The sequence below is a fragment of the Chromohalobacter sp. HP20-39 genome, assembly GCF_033052815.1.
In the GTDB taxonomy this organism is placed as follows: Bacteria; Pseudomonadota; Gammaproteobacteria; order Pseudomonadales; family Halomonadaceae; genus Chromohalobacter.
The window spans coordinates 504,814-522,782 of record NZ_JAWHTP010000002.1 but is presented as its reverse complement, the minus strand read 5'-3'; the positions used below and the strand labels follow the sequence as shown (position 1 = coordinate 522,782).

Below are 17,969 nucleotides of genomic sequence, written 5' to 3'. Positions count from 1 at the left end.
TTACCCACAAGCCGCATAGCAAAGGCGCTTGTCATAATGTGGACAAACGATACTTGGCATGCTGCACCTAGCGGTGAATATCGAAATCGAACCAGCTTCCCTTACGCCCCTCAGACGTCTCGAGAATGACCTGCGCCCGCCACGGCATGACCGTTTCAGTGAAGGGACGGAGTTCACCCACGCCCCGGAAGTGGTTGTCAGCCACTTTCTCCAACTCGACCCGCGTGAGCCCCGTATTCATGTCACGCCCGAGAAATTCCACGGCTACCGACTGCACGTCGATGCCGGATGTCTGTACATCCAGCGTCAACGGCTCGTACGAGGCGAAATCGCCGTGCATTTCGAAACTCAGCGTGCCATTCAAGCCGATATCGGCACGACACGGCCCTTCGCGCAGATCGCAATGCATGCGTGGGGGATACCAGATGACGTCGTCACGCGAATCGCGCAGGTAATAATCGGCCAGATAACCGGCCGCCACCAGAATCGTTACCAGCGTCAGCAGCGTCAAAAGATTGAGCAGCGGCGGCCTTACGGGGTCTTCATCGTGGTGTTGCATATCGTTAGGTCGAATCCCATCACCCAGGGCATCGCGCTAAGCTTACCAGTTCGTGTGCCGGCGAGCTTGGCTGCGTCAGCGCCCAGTGTCCATGAAGTTGCTCAAACGGAGGCACAATGAGCGGTGTCACTGGGGCCTTGGGCCCTCTATTTTTACTGATTTTACTCGGCGCCCTCTTGGGTTGGCGGCGTTTCCCCGGGGGCGATTTCTGGCCCGCAATGGAACGGCTGATCTACTTTCTATTGTTCCCCGCGATGCTGATCTCGACCCTCGCCACGGCGGATGTCGCGCAGGTGCCGGTCATCCGCCTGGCCGTGGTACTGATGGGTGCCATGACGCTGTTCGCGCTGGTGCTCTGGTGTGCGCGTCATCGCCTGGCGCTGGCGCCACCGGCGTTCACCTCGGTGCTGCAAGGCACGCTGCGCTTCAATACTTACGTGGGGGTCGCCGGCGCCGCCGCGCTGCATGGCCAGGCCGGCGCGACGGTGGCGGCAGTCGCCGTGGCATTGATGGTACCGCTGGCCAATGTGCTCTGCGTGAGTGGTTTCATCGCCGCCGGCACCTTGGGCCCCTCGAGCCTCGGGCGCAGTCTTGCTGCCCTGCTACGCAATCCGTTGATCCTGGCCTGCGTGATCGGTATCGCCCTCAATGTTACCGGCATCGGTCTGCCGGGCTGGCTGGGCAGCACCGTCGAACTCACCGGCCGTGCCGCCCTCCCGCTAGGGTTGATTGCCGTGGGCGTGGCGCTACGCCCGCGTGCCCTCGCCGGCAGCGGACACGCGTTCTGGCACTCGGCCACACTCAAGCTCGGTGCCACCCCCGTGGTAGTACTGGCCCTGGCCTGGTTGACCGGGCTCGACCCGGTGAGCCGCGACATCGCGCTGTTGTTCGCCGCCCTGCCCACCGCCACCTCGGCCTATATCCTCGCCCGCCAGCTCGGTGGCGACGCCGAGCTGATGGCGGCGCTGATCACCGGCCAGACCCTGCTGGCCATGGTCACGCTGCCGGCATGGATGGCGCTGGCGAGCTGACACTCAATCGCCAACCCGATTGGCACAGGGTGCACCGCGCATCAAACACGCCACGTTGTCGAGCGTGACCTCGGCTATTTCGGTCAACGCCTCCTGCGTGAAGAAGCCCTGATGACCGGTGATCAGCACATTGGGGAACGTCACCAGACGTTGGAAGACATCATCATCGATGATGTCGCTGGAATGATCACGGAAAAACAACGATGTCTCCTGTTCGTAGACGTCGATGGCCAGACCACCCAATCGCCGTGCCTTGAGGGACTCGATGACCGCACGGGTGTCGATCAATCCCCCGCGCGAGGTATTGATCAGCATCGCGCCCGGCTTCATCGCCGCCAGGGCCTGGGCATCGATCAGATAGCGTGTGTCGTCGGTCAGCGGGCAATGCAGGCTGACGACGTCGCTCTCCGCCAGCAGACACTCACGTGACACATACTCGCCACCCAGTGCGGTGAAATCATCGCAGGGATAACGGTCCTCACCCAGCAAGTGGCAACCGAAGCCACGAAAGATCCGCGCCGTGGCAAGGCCAATACGACCGGTGCCGATCACGCCCACCGTCTTGCCGTGTAACGTCATGCCCAGCAACCCCTCGAGCATGAAGTTGCCCTCGCGAACCCGGTTGTAGGCGCGATGCGTGCGTCGGTTCAGCGTCAACAGAAGCGCCAGGGCATGCTCGGCCACCGCCTCCGGTGAGTATGCCGGCACGCGCACTACGGCCACCCCCAGGCGCTTGGCAGCAGCGATATCGACATTGTTGAACCCCGCGCAGCGCATGGCCACGAAACGCACTCCCTGCGCGCTCAGGGCCTCCAGCGTGGCGGCATCCAACGTGTCGTTGACGAAGGCACACACCCCATCGGCGCCGTGGGCCAGCACGGCACTCTCCGCGCTGAGCGCCACGTCGTGATAACTGATGTGGAACCCATGGCGCGCATTCGCGGTTTCGAAGAAACGGCGGTCATACGGCTGGGCGCTGAACATGGCGATAAGTGGCACCTGATGCCTCCCGACGCATACTAAGTGAAAAATATTCTCGTTACGCTTGACGACTCAAATGAGAATGGTTTACCTTAACAACCGTGGCGCCGCCAAGCGCCACTGACCTAAGCAGCGAATGTCAGGTTCCTGCCCATGGTTATCTCCTCATCAAGCTAGTCACGGTCTTTAAGCCGCCCACCCGGGCGGCTTTTTTTATGCTGCGCATCCGGCCAAGAGACCAAGAGAGGCGGCACTCTGCCAGCGTCTTATTTACCGTGTCGTGATTCAGATCAGCCACAATCGAAAAAACCGCTGCAAGCAGCGGTTTTCGGAGGACTCAGCGTTGCGTGGAAGTGCTCTGTGAGAGCGATGCTGCAGCGTGTGCTATCCATCCTCACGGGCATAGATCAGATCCCAGACCCCATGGCCGAGCTTTTCGCCGCGGCTTTCGAACTTGGTCAGCGGGCGAAATGCCGGTCGCGGCACGTAGGGCGCGCTCTCGGCCGATGCCGTATTGCGATAGCCCGGCGCCGCTTCCATGATCTCGACCATGTGCTCGGCGTAGGCCTCCCAATCGGTCGCCATGTGCAGATAACCACCAGGCGCCAGACGCGTACGCACCAGCTCGACGAACGCCGGCTGCACGATGCGCCGCTTGTGGTGCTTCTTCTTCGGCCACGGATCGGGGAAGAACAGCTGCAATCCCGTCAGACCGGCCTCGGGCAGGCATTTTTCGAGCACTTCCAGAGCGTCTTCGCGGTACACACGCAGATTGGCCAGGCCGCGCTTATCCGCCTCGTCGAGCAGCTTGCCAACCCCCGGCGCATGCACCTCGATGCCGATGAAATCAGTCTCGGGATGCGCGCTCGCCTGCTCGACCAGCGACTGGCCCATGCCAAAGCCGATCTCCACGACACAAGGGGCACGGCGGCCGAACAGCGCCTGCAACGACTGACGGCCATCGGCAACGCTCAGCCCCAGGCGCGGCCAGACCTCTTCGAGCCCCCGCGACTGGGCGGCGGTCATGCGTCCGGCACGCAGTACGTAGCTCTTGATGCCGCGCGGCGGGCGTCCCGGCGACTCGGGGGTCACCGGGGCATTATCGGAAGAAGAGGAGGAGTCACTCATGGCAAGTCTGCGTTATCGGTCACGTAGCGAAGGCGGCCGGTCAGGCCGCGCGAAAATTCAGGCGTTGATGCGCCCGGCGAAGGGCGAGGACGGACTCGCGGAGGCACGGCGTGGCATGCGTTCGGCGAGATACGCCTCACGCCCCGCCTCCACCGCCAGTTTCATGGCATGCGCCATGCGCACCGGTTGTCGGGCGTTGGCGATGGCCGAGTTGACCAGCACGCCGGCGCAGCCCATTTCCATGGCCAGGGCGGCATCCGAGGGCGTGCCGATGCCGGCATCGACGAGGATCGGCACTTCGGCGTTGTCGAGGATGATCTCAAGCGTTGCCGGATTGAGCAGGCCGTGCCCCGAGCCGATCAACGACCCCAGCGGCATCACCGCACAACAGCCGATGCGCTCCAACTCCTTGGCGACGATAGGATCGTCGCTGGTGTAGACCATGACATCGAAACCGTCGTTGACTAGCGTCTCGGCGGCCTTGAGGGTCTCGACCACATTGGGGTAAAGCGTGCCATCGTCGCCCAGCACCTCGAGCTTGACCAGGTTGTGGCCATCGAGCAGCTCGCGCGCCAGCTTGCAGGTCCGCACCGCGTCCTTGGCGGTATAGCAACCCGCCGTGTTGGGCAGGATCGTGTAACGGCTCGTCGGCAAGGCGTCGAGCAGATTGGGCTCATCGGGATTCTGGCCCAGGTTGGTGCGGCGCACCGCCACGGTGACGAGCTCGGTGCCACTCGCCTCGACGGCGGCGGCGGTCTCGTCGAAGTCACGGTACTTGCCGGTGCCCACCAGCAGGCGTGATGAGAAGACGCGACCGGCGACGGTCAATGGGATGTCCTGGCGCTGATCAGCGGACATGACGAACCTCCTGACGTAAAGGGAGCCGCCGACACGCCTGAGCCACTAAGCAGCTTCGCGCGTCGGCGAGCGAGTAACATCAGCCACCGCCGATGGCATGCACGATTTCCACACGGTCGCCCGGGGACAGACGCGTCTCGGCATGCTGGCTGCGCGGCACGATTTCCTCGTTGACTTCGACGGCGATGCGGCGCCCGGTCAATGCGAGCTGCTCGATCAACTCACTGATCGTCAGCTGGGACGCGAGCTCGCGCTGATCGCCGTTGAGTTGAATATGCATGGCGGCCTCTCACGTAGGTGGGGGAGAGGCCGCCATTATAACGCCAAATGCCGTGCTCAAGAATCCTTGGACGGCCAGACATCAGCATCTACCTGCTCGGGACGCTTGAGTACCTTGGGATCGAAACGTGGTTCCTTGACGCCTTCGCGACGCTGGCGCTCATAGTCTTTGAGCACACGCATGGCGATCGGCGCCAGGATCAGGATCGCGATCAGGTTGGTGGTCGCCATCAAACCCATGGAAAGATCGGCGAAGTCCCATACGAAGGTCAACTGCGACACCGAGCCGATCATCACCATGGCCAAAACGGCCAGGCGCAATACCTGCACTGCAGCCTTGGCATGGCGCTTGAACATGTACTCGATATTGACCGTGGCGAACGAGAAGTTGGCGATGATCGAGGTGAAGGCGAAAAGCAGGATCGCCACGGCGATGAAGATCTCGCCGAAGCCGCCGAAGTGATCCGCCATCGCGTCCTGGGTAAGCTGGATGCCGACAATATCCTGTCCCGGTGAATTGGCCATCAGCGTCTCGTAGACGCCGGACAGCAGGATCACCACCGCCGTGCAACTGCAGATGACCAGGGTATCGATGAACACGCCGAACGACTGCACCAGGCCCTGCGCGGCGGGGTGCTTGACGTTGGCCTGGGCCGCCGCGTTGGGCGCCGAGCCCATACCCGCCTCGTTGGAAAACAGGCCACGCTTGATACCGTTCTCCATCGCCGTCTTGATGGCATAGCCGGCCGCGCCGCCCACTGCGGGCCCATAGCCGAAGGCGCTCTTGACGATCAGCGCCAGCATCTCAGGCACTGCGGTGATGTTGAGCGCCAGCACCACCAGCGCCACCAGCAAGTAGGCAATCGCCATGATCGGCACGATCTTCTCCGCCGTGCGCGCGATGGACTTGAGCCCGCCATAGATGACCACGGCCACGACACCGACCAGGATCAAGCCGGTGACCCAGTTGGGCATGCCAAAGGCCTCGTTCATACCCTGGGCGATGGTGTTGGCCTGGGCGCCGTTGAAGGCCAGGCCATAGGCCATCAGCAGGAAGAAGGCGAACAGCAGGCTCATCCAGCGCCAACCCAGTGTACGCTCGATATAGTAGGCAGGACCGCCACGGTACACGCCGTCCTCGTGGCGCTTCTTGTAGACCTGCGCCAGAGTCGACTCAACGAACGAAGTGGCAAACCCGACCAGGGCGGTGATCCACATCCAGAAGATCGCTCCAGGGCCGCCGATCCACAACGCGATGGCCACGCCGGCCAGGTTCCCGGTTCCCACGCGCGCCGCCAACGAGGTGGCGAACGCTTGGAAGCCACTAACGCCCTCGCCCGCGCCCCGGCTATTGAAGGTCACACGCGCCATGTGGCCAAACAAACGAAACTGCATGCCACGCGTCAGCACGGTGAACAACACCCCCGCGCCCAACAAGAGATAAACGAGAATATACGACCAGATGAAATCGCTGACAGGGGTCATCACCGCGTAGATAGCATCGTGCAGCGGTGCGACGAGACTGGCGAGAGAGTCCATGGATTAATGCTCCATTATGATTCTTGAGATCGGCAAGGCCGCGACGATACGCCATCCGGAGATGCTTGTCATGACGTGGGCGACGCCATAGGGTAAGCGACAGTGTGGCGACATCGAGCCCCGGGATGACATTTCGGCGCTCACTCACCGTTTCAGCGTAGTCAGTGACACAGGATGAGACATGACCCACCGTGGTGGATGGATACTCGTCGCCTTGAGCGGCTTCGTGGTCGTGATGGCCGGGGCGTTCGGCGCCCACGCACTTGACGGCTGGCTCGCACCGCGACTGCTCGAGGCCTTCGAGACCGGCGTGCGTTACCAGGCCTGGCATACCCTGGCCGCCATGGCGGTACTCATCTGGCGGGGGCAGCAACCGCTGCAAGGGCAACGGGCGGTGCTCTGGCTATGGAGCCTGGGGATGGCGGCGTTTTCCGGCTCGCTTTACCTGCTCGCGCTGACCGGCGCCCATTGGCTGGGGCCCATCACACCGCTCGGCGGGCTATTGCTGATGGCCGGCTGGCTGACGCTCGCCTGGTGCGGCTGGCGTCAGCAGCCCGCTGGTTGAACCACCGTCAGTCATCATCATGCTCGGGGAGCGCATAGGTCGCGGTGACGGTGGCCACGGGATCCTCGTCATCGGCAGAAAACAAGTGCACCTCGCCGACCGCCAGGCGCTCGCCCAGCTTGACGACGTGTGCATTGGCGATGAGATCGCGGTCGCCGCGCGCGCGGCGCAGGAAGTGGCAATTGAAATCGGTGGTTACCGCCATCGGCTCAGGCCCAACCTGGGCCAGGATCGCCACATACAGACAGACATCCGCTAGCCCCATCAGCGTGGGGCCCGAGACACAGCCACCGGGACGCAAGTGTTCGTCCTCGATGGCCAAGCTCATGGTCGCACGCATCTCACCCACGCCTTCGATGGTGCCTTGTCGCTGTGGAAAGACCTCGTCGAGGAACTCCTCGATGGCGGCGGCGGTCATCACGGTCATGGCAAATTCTCCCCCGGCAGCAGTGCTCAAGACGTCGGCGCAGTGGTCAAGATAGCGCAACATCACTCGAAAACACACGCACCATGCGGCGCCACCGGCTCACCGCCTCGCATACTGTACGCAGGCGTCTCCAAGAAAGGGGCGCTCAGACGGTTTACATCAGCATTCGCAGTGGCATCCAGAGCCCCATGGCGATCATCACCAGATTTTCCGTCAGCGATACAAAGCCCAGCGGCACATTGCTATTACCGCCCACACAGGCGCATTTGAGCTCACGTTTGTCGATATAAACGGCCTTGAAGACGGAAACGGCTCCCACAGTGCCGACAAACAACGCCAGCGGCGCGGCCACCCAGATCAGTGCTCCCGCCAGCATGAGCAAACCGGATAGCGTTTCGGCGTAGGGGTACACGTAACCATAAGGGACATGGCGCTGGGCAAGCAGGTCGTAATTGAGAAACATGGTGCTGAAGCTTTCCACGTCCTGCAGTTTCTGCAAGCCCAGTAGCACCATTGCCGTGGCAACGGCGTATTCCGGCATGCGCGCAGTTAATAGCGCGCCATGGGCAGCCCAGCTAACGGCAAGGCCGATCAGCAACGCGGTGACGAAAATCGCGACCACAGGCCGGTAAGTGATGTCTTTTGCATTGGGAACACTCATCCCCAAATGTTGACGCAGTTCTTCATAGCCGCCAATGCGTTTCTCGCCGATATACACCTGTGGTGTCGTATCGACGTTTTCCTGCGCTTTGAACGCGTCGATTTCATCGCGTGACGTTAGTGTATGGTCGTCGACCTCATAGCCTTTGCGCTTGAGTAGATCGACAGTTTTCAAGCCGAACGGGCACATATGCTCGGCGGTTTTCATTCTATAAACCCGCGCACTTTGATGCGTTGATGATGTCATTGCCAGCCTCCTTGTAGCGAATACCTACTCTTTATCCTGCCATTCAGGTTAGTGCTTGATGCTGCCCTAAAGTCAAGCTCTCGACATCAACAAGAACACACCTCACTCGGCGCTGACCAAGGCGGGGAAAGCATGATGACTCACAGGATCAGCTTGATACCTGCGACAACGCCCGTGCCCTCCGTTCTATCACCGTTCGCACGAGTTAGATCCGCAGTCTCACCGTACTCTTTTTCCCAGTAAGCGCCTACGTAAGGCGCGACGCGGCGGGTCACCTCATAACCCAAACGCATGCCGACACGCACGGAGTTCAGCCCTTCGCCCACGCCAAATTCTTCGACTTCATTGGCGGCCATGGCGATTTCCGTGCGTGGCTGTACATAGAGTCGCTGAGTAAGTCGAAAGTCATATTCTCCCTCGAAACTAGCGGATACATCTCCTTCGTCACTCACTTGCAAGGCTACATCGGTCTCAATTTCATATGGCATAACCCCTTGCAACCCAACGACACCGTAGGTTCGCTCTTCATGATCATCAGAGAACACACCCCCTTGGTAACCCACGCCACCCTGCAGCTCCCAAAAATCGGCAATCAACCGGCTATAGAGTAGCTCCAGGGACTCAAACTCGGCGTCTTCACCGTCTCCCTGAATATTTTCACCTTCCGATTTTACGTACATACGGTTAACGTCGCTGCCGTACCACCCCTGGAAGTCCCATACCATGGCATCCTTACCATTCTCCGGAATACTATATTCAAGCCGATCAAATTGTGCCGTGCCTTGATTATGCTCCACGATAGGGGATGGCCAGCCATCAGGAGCATCGTAACCATCATCAGCTTTAGCCAAGGAAGCAAAGATGAATGCCGCACTCACACCCACGAGGTAAAGTTTTATCTTCATACTGCCTCCTCAAGAAACCTGAACAACGCGGAACATGCCAGCTTCCATGTGGTAAAGAAGGTGACAGTGAAAAGCCCAGCTTCCTTCCGCATCTGCCGTGATAAGCGCGGAGACCCGCTCACCGGGCTTCACGTTCAGGGTATGCTTGCGTGGAATTAACTCACCCTGGCCGTTTTCCAGCTCCATCCACATACCGTGAAGATGAATGGGGTGCTCCATCATGGTGTCATTGATCAAGATCAGGCGCAGACGCTCATCCTTTTCAAAGTGGATAGGGCCTGAGACTTCGCTGAATTTCTTGCCATCGAACGACCACATGTAGCGTTCCATGTTGCCGGTCAAATGCAGCTCCAGCTCGCGGCCGGGGCCGCGCCGGTCAGGCCATGGGGTGAAGGCTTTCAGGTCGCGGTAGACCAGCATACGGCGCTCGTCGGGGTCGATGCCGATGCCTGCCTCGCCATAGCGTGAGCCCGGCTGGGCCTCACCGGCCACAAGCATGCCATTCTCGCGCGTCTTGGCTTTTTCTTTCGCCATGCCGTCGCCGCTGCCGTGGTCCATGCCCTCCATGTCTCCGCCGGACATATTGGAGTGGTCCATGCCCTCCATGTCATCTCTGGACATGCCGGAATGATCCATTCCTTTCATGCCCACCATTGCGCCAGCTGCCATCCCTTCCATCCCGCGGTCGGCAATTTGGCGGCGCTTGGGGATTTCAGCCTGCATGCCATCACGTGGGGCCAGGGTGGCACGGGCGTAGCCGCTGCGATCCATTGATTCAGCAAAGATCGTATAAGCTTGATCGTCTTCGGGGGAGACCAGCACGTCGTAGGTCTCGGCCACACCAATGCGGAATTCGTCCACAGGCACGGGTTGCACTGGCTGGCCATCGGCGGCTACCACGGTCATTTTCAGGCCGGGAATGCGCACATCGAAATACGACATCGCCGAACCGTTAATCACTCGAAGGCGCACGCGCTCACCCGCCTTGAACAACGCCGTCCAGTTCTCCTCGGGGGCGCGGCCATTTAGTAGATAAGTGTAAGTGCTACCAGTCACATCGGCGATATCTCGCGAGCTCATGCGCATTTTTGCCCACATTTGGCGCATTTCCACCGTGTCTGAAAAGCCTTTACGCCGAACATCGGCAAAAAAATCAGCGAGAGTGCGTTCCTGAAAGTTGTAAAACCCTTCCATTGTCTTCAGGTTGCGAAATACCGACGCAGGATTTTCGAAGGTCCAATCAGTCAACAGAAGCACATGCTCGCGATCATAACGAAAGGGCTCCGGTTCGGCAGCGTCGATGATCAGAGGGCCAGCATGACCAAGCTGCTCCTGAAGCCCCGAGTGGCTGTGATACCAGTAGGTCCCGTTTTGCTGTACCGGGAAGCGGTAGGTAAAGGTCTCACCAGGCGCGATGCCTGCAAAGCTGATGCCGGGCACACCATCCATGCCGGGTGGCAGGATCATGCCGTGCCAATGAATGGACGTGGATTCCTCAAGCAGATTGGTGACCCGTAGTACAGCGTCTTGGCCTTCCTTCAAGCGAATCAAAGGCCCTGGGCTAGTGCCATTAATGGTAATAGGCCGCGCCTCTTGTCCAGCAACAGGCAAGGACTCACGGCGAATGGACAAGGACACGTTAGGCCCTTCTTCGCTCTCATAGGAATATGTAGTACTCCTGCCCCATGGATTGGCCCAGGCTGGACTCAACCCCAAAGCAGCAGCAGATCCCAATCCGAGGGCAGCTCCTCCTTTTAGCACCTGGCGGCGCGAGAAAGGGCGCGATACAACAGGTGAGCGTGCCATGTGCAACTCCCATTAGGTTTTACATAGCTTGATCCTGCCAGAACAAGCTGAATCAAAACTGAACGAACTGTTACCTCGCTACCTCGGCGAAGGGTAGAATCACCTCTGCGTGCAGACCACCAAGTGAGCTATGAGAAAATTGTGCGTATCCGGCATAGCGCGCAGCTAGCTGAGTCAATATGGACAATCCCAAGCCATACCCCGGATGGCGCTCGTCCAAACGCTTGCCCCGCTCGCCCAACCTAGGCAAATCGCTTTCCGCCACACCAGGACCATCATCATCGATGATTATCACCAAAGTTTCTGTTAACAACCTTATATCGCAGCAGATATAGTGTTTTGCCCATTTGCCTCCATTATCTAATAGTATCCCGAGCATTTCCGCAAAATCATGAGGCTCTACGGGCACCTGATCCCGGTCAACACTGGAATATGTTATCTGGAACTCCTTATCAGGATAAAGGCCACGAAACATGTCTATAAGGCGAGAGCTATCGTTCATTAAATGAGTCACTCTCCCCATATTGGGACCCGCTATTCGAGAGCGGCGCAGCTCAGCATCAAGCTGAGCATTAATATTTTCTATTCTTACGAGAAGCTTGAGGCGGCGATCATCATTAATTGGCCGATTCCCACGAAGCACCTGTGTCACGGCAGCCAATGGTGTCTTCAACGCGTGAGAAAGATTGGCCGCCGACTCACGTGAGCGCTGTAAACGTGAATCTATATCATCCATGAACCGGTTGAGCTGCTCGACGAGGGCATTCAATTCAGAAGGTGCCAGTACTGAAAACCGTCGACGCTTCCCCGCTTGTAGTGCATCCAACTGTTCTCGTAATTCTCTCAATGGCTTCAAGCCACGATTGACTGCCAACATGTTAAGCACTATCAATACTATCAACAATGCTCCTGCGACCGCCCCCACCCACCAATGTAAAGCTGAAAGCCCAGCCTCCACCTGTGAAAAGTCTTCTCCAATAAGCAACACGCCGTTACTATCTTCCCAGCTAAAATGGCGACGATAGACCAGTAAGTGGCGCCCCCCTTCTTCTACTTCTACCAAGGAATCACGGTCGCTTGCGAGCAGTGGAGAAAGCCTTGTCCGCCACTTCGGATCCGAGGCACTAACACTACCGCCAATGGATAGTACATACAGGTGGTGAAAAACTTGATAGCTTTGGCTTACAGACTGTAATGACTCGGGGACCAAGGAGCGTTCTTCACCCAGCTGAGAAACAGCATGATCAGCCTCCCTACGAAGACGCTCACCAAGAAAATCCTTGGCAATATTTTCCAAAAAAAAGCCATGCATCAGCCATGTTACGACCACTACTACAAGCGCTACGCTTCCTAGCCAAGCTAGCAGGCGAAACCGCAGACTGTGCCAATCAATGCGATACAAATAAGTACCCCTGGCCGCGACGTGTTTGTATCAATTCCTTACCTAAATACCGGCGCAGCCGGGCAATATATACCTCCACCAGATTAGATTCAGCTGCATCTTGTTCAAGCGCGTAAAGTTGATCGAGCAAATGATCTTTAGAATGCACACGATCGGGGTGGTGCATCAGGTAACGCAACAGTCGATATTCAGTTGCCGTTAGCGAACGCCAAGGAAGACTTTCTGTACAAACTGATTGCCCAGCCTCATCTAAAGAAACCCCATTAACTGTCAGTATTTGAGACACACTTCCAGAGCGGCGTCTAAGCAATGCTTTAAGCCTCGCCAATAACTCGGCCTCATGAAATGGCTTTGTCAAATAATCATCTGCACCAGTTTCTAACCCGGACACTTTATCTTCCCAAGTATCCCTTGCCGTAAGAACCAAAATAGGCATGCCAACCTTTTGCTTACGCCAATGTGCAATCAAGTCAAGGCCAGAGCCATCCGGCAGGCCAATATCGATAACAGCCAGTTCATAACACTCGGTTGCCACAAGTGACGTGGCCGCTTTTATCGAGTCGGCCACGTCAACGAGGTAACCGTTGTCCTTCAAGCTTTCCGATAAGCTATCGGCAAGCAGATCATCATCTTCAAGAAGCAACAGTCTCATATATTCACATCATTTCACTGTAACGTTCCCATACATACCTGACTCATAATGCCCAGGGATGTTGCAGGCATACTCTAGGTTTTTAACACTATCCGGAACCGTCCAAACCAGCTCTTCAGTCTCACCGGGTTCGATGGTCACCGAAGCCATGCCATCACTACCTTCCGACATATGATGTCCACCATCGCCTTCACTCATTTCTTGCATCATATCACGATGCTCCTCTTGAGCAGACTCGTCTCCAATTGTGAACTCGTGTTCTATACTACCCGTGTTAGTGATCTCGAATTTAATGGTTTCCCCGGTAGAGGCCTCAATGTCCTCAGGATCAAACCACATGTCTCCCGCTTCCACCGTGATGGTGCGATCAACGTCAGCGTCACTCACCTTTTCGCTATTTCCATGCCCGGCCGAGGCCCAGGAAGCCGCCGCCAGCGTACTCAACGAGATTGCCAAAAGGCTTGATACCAGATGCTTCTTATACATCAGTGTTCTCCTACAAAAGTGGATGTCTACCCTTTATAGAGGCACAACCTGAAATGATCCTGAATACATCTACTTAGTTTGCTAACAAAAAGCCATGATCATTTCTACAGCTTGACCTTTGGGCTACACAAAGGCTGTACTCTTTACCTTAGGATAGCACTGCCAAGAGAATTTTCATGATGAATTCAGAATGTTTCGCTTTAATGGGCTCAATGGGATGGATAGGGTGGCTTATGCCACTAACATTACTTTTGCTTATTGGATTAAGCATTGCTTCTCTTATTAAGTACCTTTTCAGGGGCCCTCATGAAGGATACAGGCATTAAACAACTCCTTGCTTCACTACTGGCATGTAGTTTCTTGGCAACAGAGGCAGTGTCGGCAAACGACCTACCTGATGAAGCAACTCTTTACAAAGACCCCAGGTGCGACTGTTGTACAGCTTATGCACATTACCTTGAAACGCAAGGTGTCAGGATCACGATCGTGGATGATGTTGCGCTGGATAGCATCAAGAAGCGAGCAGAAGTGCCCAAGAATTTGGCTTCATGCCATACCCTTAAAATGGGTAAGTATTGGATCGAGGGTCACGTTCCTAAGAAAGCACTAGCAACGCTTTTCTCTAAACAACCGGATATAAATGGCATTGGCCTTGTCGGCATGCCGAAAGGATCCCCAGGCATGCCCGGGGCTCAAGAAGCACCCTTTAAAATCTATGAATTTAAAAATAATAAAGACCATTCTTTCATGACTTTTTAGAAAATATTTTCATCGTAGCCTGGCTTTTAGAGGGGAGCATCTCCCCTCCTTTTTTACACACGACAAAATCTTAACCAAAGCTATTGATTTTTCCCTATCATTTTTTCCCAAGTTCCGTCACGATGTACTAGGCGATGCAATATCGCCATAAACACATGTCCTGCAATCAACGCTGTCAGTATATAAGCAAGTGGGCCATGCAGCTCCTGAAAAATCGTATCCCATTTTGTGTCAAGACCTTTTGTCAGAAGAGTATCAAAAACTAAAACGGGATAACCTTGCAATAAGCCACTCAAGGGGATAGCGATCAGAACAACGTATATGCTAAAATGCCCAAACCTTACCATTACACTTCTACTTCGTGGCCTATGCTTTCTCTGCACCAACAACCAGATCATGCGGAGCAACATTACCCCCAAAATAGAAACCCCTATCGTCATATGCCACGGCTGTACATACTGACTAAAAATATTCTTGGGGTCCCAACTACGCATATATACATCGGCTAGCTGTATAATGACCAATATTGCAGTTATCCAATGCAATACGCGACTAACAACACCATAGTATTTATATGAGTCCGTTGCCTTCATTATCCACACCCCATGCTATTTTAGGATTGCACACTACAAGAAGAACCGGCCAACCCCAATCAGCCGGCCCTTAATTTACCATGCATCACTTATTGATATTGGGTGTGGAGTTGGTAGATATTCCGACTTTCATGAGCGCCTCCCATGGTAGTGCTTCCAGTAACCATAAGCTGATAATCTCCTGGCTCTAATGACCTGACAAGAGAAAAGTGCCCATCAGGATCTGACGCTGCGGCAACCATTTCTCCTGATGCGTCATAGAGCACCGCCTTCAGATAGTTTCCACGGCTAGAGCTACCAGCATAGTGCTCACTTGTTACTGTTAAAGTAGTCGGCTTATCAATAGATACGGTGTATCGGTTTTCGTTACCATTGCTAATCATCTGACTCGATGAAATACCATCTTCTAGCACGGGAACGCCACCGTCATGACCAACGCTCGCAACAGCAGGAATTGCTAACGCGCTGGAGACAAAAGCTGTCAATGCAATCATTTTCACTTTCATGGCACACCTCATTTCATTGGGTACAAATACTTTATATCCCATAAAGCTGAAACGACGCTTAAAAGACAGCGTAGTGGCCAAGATAGCGCAACCGCCGGGGCACGGTGTTCCGCAGCTGGAAGCTGGAAGCTGGAAGCTGGAAGCCAAGACACTACCACCGCCCTCAGCCAAGACAAACGGTTTTCGGTTGTGGCTTTTCTTCCAGCTTCCAGGCGCGAAGCGCCGCTCTTCAAACTTCCCTCTTTTTACCCCCGCGCCTTGTGCACCGCGCGCCACTGGTGCAGCAGCGGCTCGGTGTAGCCGGCGGGCTGCTCACGCCCCTTGAAGATCAGGTCGGATGCCGCCTGAAAGGCGCAGGACTCCGCCAGGTGCGAGGTCATCGGCGTATAGTCGGGATCGTGGGCATTCTGGTCGTCGACCACCTTGGCCATGCGCTCCAGCGTCTCGCGTACCCGTGCCTCGCTGACGATGCCGTGATGCAGCCAGTTGGCAATGTGCTGACTGGAGATACGCAACGTCGCGCGATCCTCCATCAGCCCCACGTCGTGGATGTCCGGCACCTTGGAGCAGCCCACGCCATGCTCGACCCAGCGCACCACATAGCCGAGGATGCCCTGACAGTTGTTATCCAGCTCCTGCTGAATCTCGTCGTCGGACCAGCTCGGGCTCTTGTTAGCGCCCGAAGCCGCGCTTTCGACCACCGGCACGGTGAGCAGATCGTCGAGAAAGTCGCCACCAGGCTTGGCCTCCAGTTCACGCTGAATCGTCGCGACATCGACCTGATGGTAGTGCAGGGCATGCAGCACGGCGGCGGTGGGTGACGGCACCCAGGCCGTGGTCGCACCGGCCTGGGGATGCCCGATCTTCTGCTCGAGCATCGCTGCCATCAGCTCCGGCATGGCCCACATGCCCTTGCCGATCTGCGCCCGGCCGCGCAGGCCGCACGCCAAGCCGGTCTGGACATTGTTCTTTTCGTAGGCCGCGATCCACTTGGTGCCCTTCATCTCCCCCTTGCGCAGCATGGGGCCGGCTTCCATGGCGGTGTGCATCTCGTCGCCGGTACGGTCGAGGAAGCCGGTGTTGATGAACGCCACGCGGGACGCCGCCTCGTGAATGCACGCATCGAGGTTGATCGAGGTACGCCGCTCCTCGTCCATGATGCCCATCTTGAGGGTATCGCGCGGCAGGCCCAGCATGTCTTCGATGCGCATGAACAGGCTGTTGGCGAAGGCCACTTCCCTGGGGCCGTGCATCTTGGGCTTGACGATATAGACCGATCCCGTCCGGCTATTACGCTTGGCCTCCGGTGCCGTGGCGGACGGGGCTGCGCCGTCGCCTTTCTTGAGGTCGTGAATCGCCAGCAGACTGGTGACCACGCCATCCAGCATTCCCTCGGGAATCTCGTTGCCATCGCCATCGAGCACGGCCGGCGTGGTCATCAGATGGCCGACATTGCGCACGAACAGCAAAGAGCGTCCGGGCAGGCGCAACTCGCCACCGCCGGGGACCGTGTAGTCGCGGTCCGGGTTGAGGGCGCGCGTCACCGTCTTGCCGCCCTTGTCGAAGCGCTCCTCGAGGTCGCCCTTCATCAGCCCCAGCCAGTTGCGATAGACCAGCGTCTTGTCATCGGCGTCCACGGCCGCCACGGAGTCCTCGCAGTCCATGATAGTGCTCACCGCCGCCTCGACCAGCACGTCCTTGACGTGGGCCGGATCGGTCTTGCCGATGGGGTGTGTGGCGTCGAACTGGACTTCCAGATGCAGGCCATGATTGGCGAGCAGCACCGCCGTGGGCGCCTGTGCCTCGCCTCGGTAACCGACCAGTTGCGCAGGATCGGCCAGCCCCGTCTCACCGCCGCCCTGCAGGGTCACCACCAGCTTGCCGTCACGCAGAGCATAAGCGCTCGCCTCGGCATGCGTGCCCTCGGCCAGGGGGGCTGCCTGGTCGAGCACACCGCGTGCGTAGGCGATGACCTTTTCGCCACGCTTGGGGTTGTAGCCCTGGCTTTTTTCGGCGCCGTCCGTCTCGGGAATCACGTCGGTGCCGTAGAGCGCGTCGTAAAGGCTGCCCCAGCGCGCATTGGCGGCATTGAGGGCATAACGCGCGTTGCTTACCGGCACCACCAGCTGGGGCCCCGCCTGCACGGCGATCTCGTCATCGACATTGGCGGTGGTGGCCTGCACCTTGGCCGGCGCCTCGACCAGATAACCGATGTCCTTCAGGAAGGCACGATAGGCGGCCATGTCCCGCACCGGCCCGGGGTTCGCCTTGTGCCAGGCGTCCAGTTCGTCCTGCAGTCGCTCGCGCTCGGCCAGCAGGTCACGGTTGGTGGGCACGAGCTCGTGGACCAGGGCATCGAACCCGGCCCAGAAGGCCTCGGGGTCGACGCCCGTTCCCGGCAACGCTTCGTCGTTGATGAAACGGTCGAGCTGGCTGGCCACCTGCAAACGATGGCGTGTCGTACGGTCTGTCATGCGGCTCTCCTCGGGCATCGCCTCAAACGTGGAAAATAATTCCACAAATTAGACCGGAATGGGCGTCCTGTCACCTCCCCCATTGGTCTGAGCGTGCACGCGTCGCCCCCTG

At 57.6% G+C, this 17,969-nt stretch carries 19 protein-coding genes; 3 read left to right on the top strand and 16 right to left on the bottom strand.

The genetic code is table 11. The annotated features are described in order from the left end of the window. Positions 1-67: 67 nt before the first annotated feature. On the bottom strand, positions 68-559 hold the full coding sequence (locus RVY79_RS05970; protein ID WP_317463128.1) for a hypothetical protein: 492 nt from the start codon (positions 557-559) through the stop codon (positions 68-70). A 116-nt stretch (positions 560-675) separates the two neighbouring features. Between RVY79_RS05970 and RVY79_RS05965 the strand changes: the two genes are divergently transcribed. After that, the gene (locus RVY79_RS05965; RefSeq protein WP_317463127.1) at positions 676-1,590 is read left to right on the top strand and encodes an AEC family transporter; all 915 of its coding nucleotides are present in this window, start codon (positions 676-678) and stop codon (positions 1,588-1,590) included. A gap of 3 nt (positions 1,591-1,593) precedes the next feature. Here RVY79_RS05965 and RVY79_RS05960 read toward each other — a convergent pair whose 3' ends face one another. From RVY79_RS05960 to RVY79_RS05940, 5 genes are all read right to left on the bottom strand, one after another. Beyond that, on the bottom strand, positions 1,594-2,589 hold the full coding sequence (locus RVY79_RS05960) for a 2-hydroxyacid dehydrogenase (protein WP_317463125.1): 996 nt from the start codon (positions 2,587-2,589) through the stop codon (positions 1,594-1,596). Between the two features lie 366 nt (positions 2,590-2,955). Next, complete coding sequence (trmB, locus tag RVY79_RS05955; protein WP_317463124.1) at positions 2,956-3,699, bottom strand: tRNA (guanosine(46)-N7)-methyltransferase TrmB; 744 nt, start codon at positions 3,697-3,699, stop codon at positions 2,956-2,958. A gap of 57 nt (positions 3,700-3,756) precedes the next feature. Next, on the bottom strand, positions 3,757-4,557 hold the full coding sequence (locus RVY79_RS05950) for a thiazole synthase (protein WP_317463123.1): 801 nt from the start codon (positions 4,555-4,557) through the stop codon (positions 3,757-3,759). Positions 4,558-4,636: 79 nt separating this feature from the next. Continuing rightward, a complete protein-coding gene (gene thiS, locus RVY79_RS05945; RefSeq protein WP_317463122.1) occupies positions 4,637-4,837 on the bottom strand; it encodes a sulfur carrier protein ThiS in 201 nt (66 codons plus the stop codon). Between the two features lie 56 nt (positions 4,838-4,893). Next, positions 4,894-6,375 (bottom strand): sodium:alanine symporter family protein, encoded by a 1,482-nt coding sequence (locus RVY79_RS05940; RefSeq protein ID WP_317463121.1) that lies wholly within the window; start codon positions 6,373-6,375, stop codon positions 4,894-4,896. A gap of 181 nt (positions 6,376-6,556) precedes the next feature. On the opposite strand from RVY79_RS05940, the gene RVY79_RS05935 reads away from it, so the two are divergent. After that, positions 6,557-6,940, top strand: a complete 384-nt coding sequence (locus RVY79_RS05935; protein WP_317463120.1) for a DUF423 domain-containing protein — start codon at positions 6,557-6,559, stop codon at positions 6,938-6,940. Between the two features lie 7 nt (positions 6,941-6,947). Here RVY79_RS05935 and RVY79_RS05930 read toward each other — a convergent pair whose 3' ends face one another. The 7 genes from RVY79_RS05930 to RVY79_RS05900 form a co-directional block, all read right to left on the bottom strand. After that, a complete protein-coding gene (locus RVY79_RS05930) occupies positions 6,948-7,367 on the bottom strand; it encodes a PaaI family thioesterase (RefSeq protein ID WP_317463119.1) in 420 nt (139 codons plus the stop codon). 154 nt (positions 7,368-7,521) lie between these two features. Next, positions 7,522-8,274 (bottom strand): glutaredoxin, encoded by a 753-nt coding sequence (locus tag RVY79_RS05925; protein WP_317463118.1) that lies wholly within the window; start codon positions 8,272-8,274, stop codon positions 7,522-7,524. 140 nt (positions 8,275-8,414) lie between these two features. Beyond that, positions 8,415-9,179: a copper resistance protein B gene (locus tag RVY79_RS05920; protein ID WP_317463117.1), complete on the bottom strand. Its 765-nt coding sequence runs from the start codon at positions 9,177-9,179 to the stop codon at positions 8,415-8,417. A 9-nt stretch (positions 9,180-9,188) separates the two neighbouring features. After that, complete coding sequence (locus RVY79_RS05915; protein ID WP_224113346.1) at positions 9,189-10,985, bottom strand: copper resistance system multicopper oxidase; 1,797 nt, start codon at positions 10,983-10,985, stop codon at positions 9,189-9,191. Between the two features lie 70 nt (positions 10,986-11,055). Beyond that, positions 11,056-12,387, bottom strand: coding sequence for an ATP-binding protein (locus tag RVY79_RS05910; RefSeq protein ID WP_287124727.1), 1,332 nt, complete (start codon positions 12,385-12,387; stop codon positions 11,056-11,058). Continuing rightward, entirely contained in the window at positions 12,374-13,039 is a 666-nt protein-coding gene (locus RVY79_RS05905) for a response regulator transcription factor (RefSeq protein ID WP_224113348.1), read from the bottom strand. Before RVY79_RS05905 ends, RVY79_RS05910 begins: the two co-directional genes overlap by 14 nt. 9 nt (positions 13,040-13,048) lie before the next feature. Next, on the bottom strand, positions 13,049-13,525 hold the full coding sequence (locus RVY79_RS05900) for a plastocyanin/azurin family copper-binding protein (protein ID WP_035414268.1): 477 nt from the start codon (positions 13,523-13,525) through the stop codon (positions 13,049-13,051). Between the two features lie 306 nt (positions 13,526-13,831). Here RVY79_RS05900 and RVY79_RS05895 point away from each other — a divergent pair, with 306 nt between their 5' ends. After that, a complete protein-coding gene (locus RVY79_RS05895; protein WP_128691519.1) occupies positions 13,832-14,284 on the top strand; it encodes a DUF411 domain-containing protein in 453 nt (150 codons plus the stop codon). A gap of 80 nt (positions 14,285-14,364) precedes the next feature. On the opposite strand, the gene RVY79_RS05890 is transcribed toward RVY79_RS05895, so the two are convergent. From RVY79_RS05890 to RVY79_RS05880, 3 genes are all read right to left on the bottom strand, one after another. Next, entirely contained in the window at positions 14,365-14,877 is a 513-nt protein-coding gene (locus RVY79_RS05890; RefSeq protein ID WP_317463113.1) for a cytochrome b, read from the bottom strand. 89 nt (positions 14,878-14,966) lie between these two features. Then, positions 14,967-15,383, bottom strand: a complete 417-nt coding sequence (locus RVY79_RS05885; RefSeq protein WP_317463111.1) for a hypothetical protein — start codon at positions 15,381-15,383, stop codon at positions 14,967-14,969. Between the two features lie 245 nt (positions 15,384-15,628). Continuing rightward, positions 15,629-17,857: a malate synthase G gene (locus RVY79_RS05880; protein WP_317463110.1), complete on the bottom strand. Its 2,229-nt coding sequence runs from the start codon at positions 17,855-17,857 to the stop codon at positions 15,629-15,631. Positions 17,858-17,969: the final 112 nt, after the last annotated feature.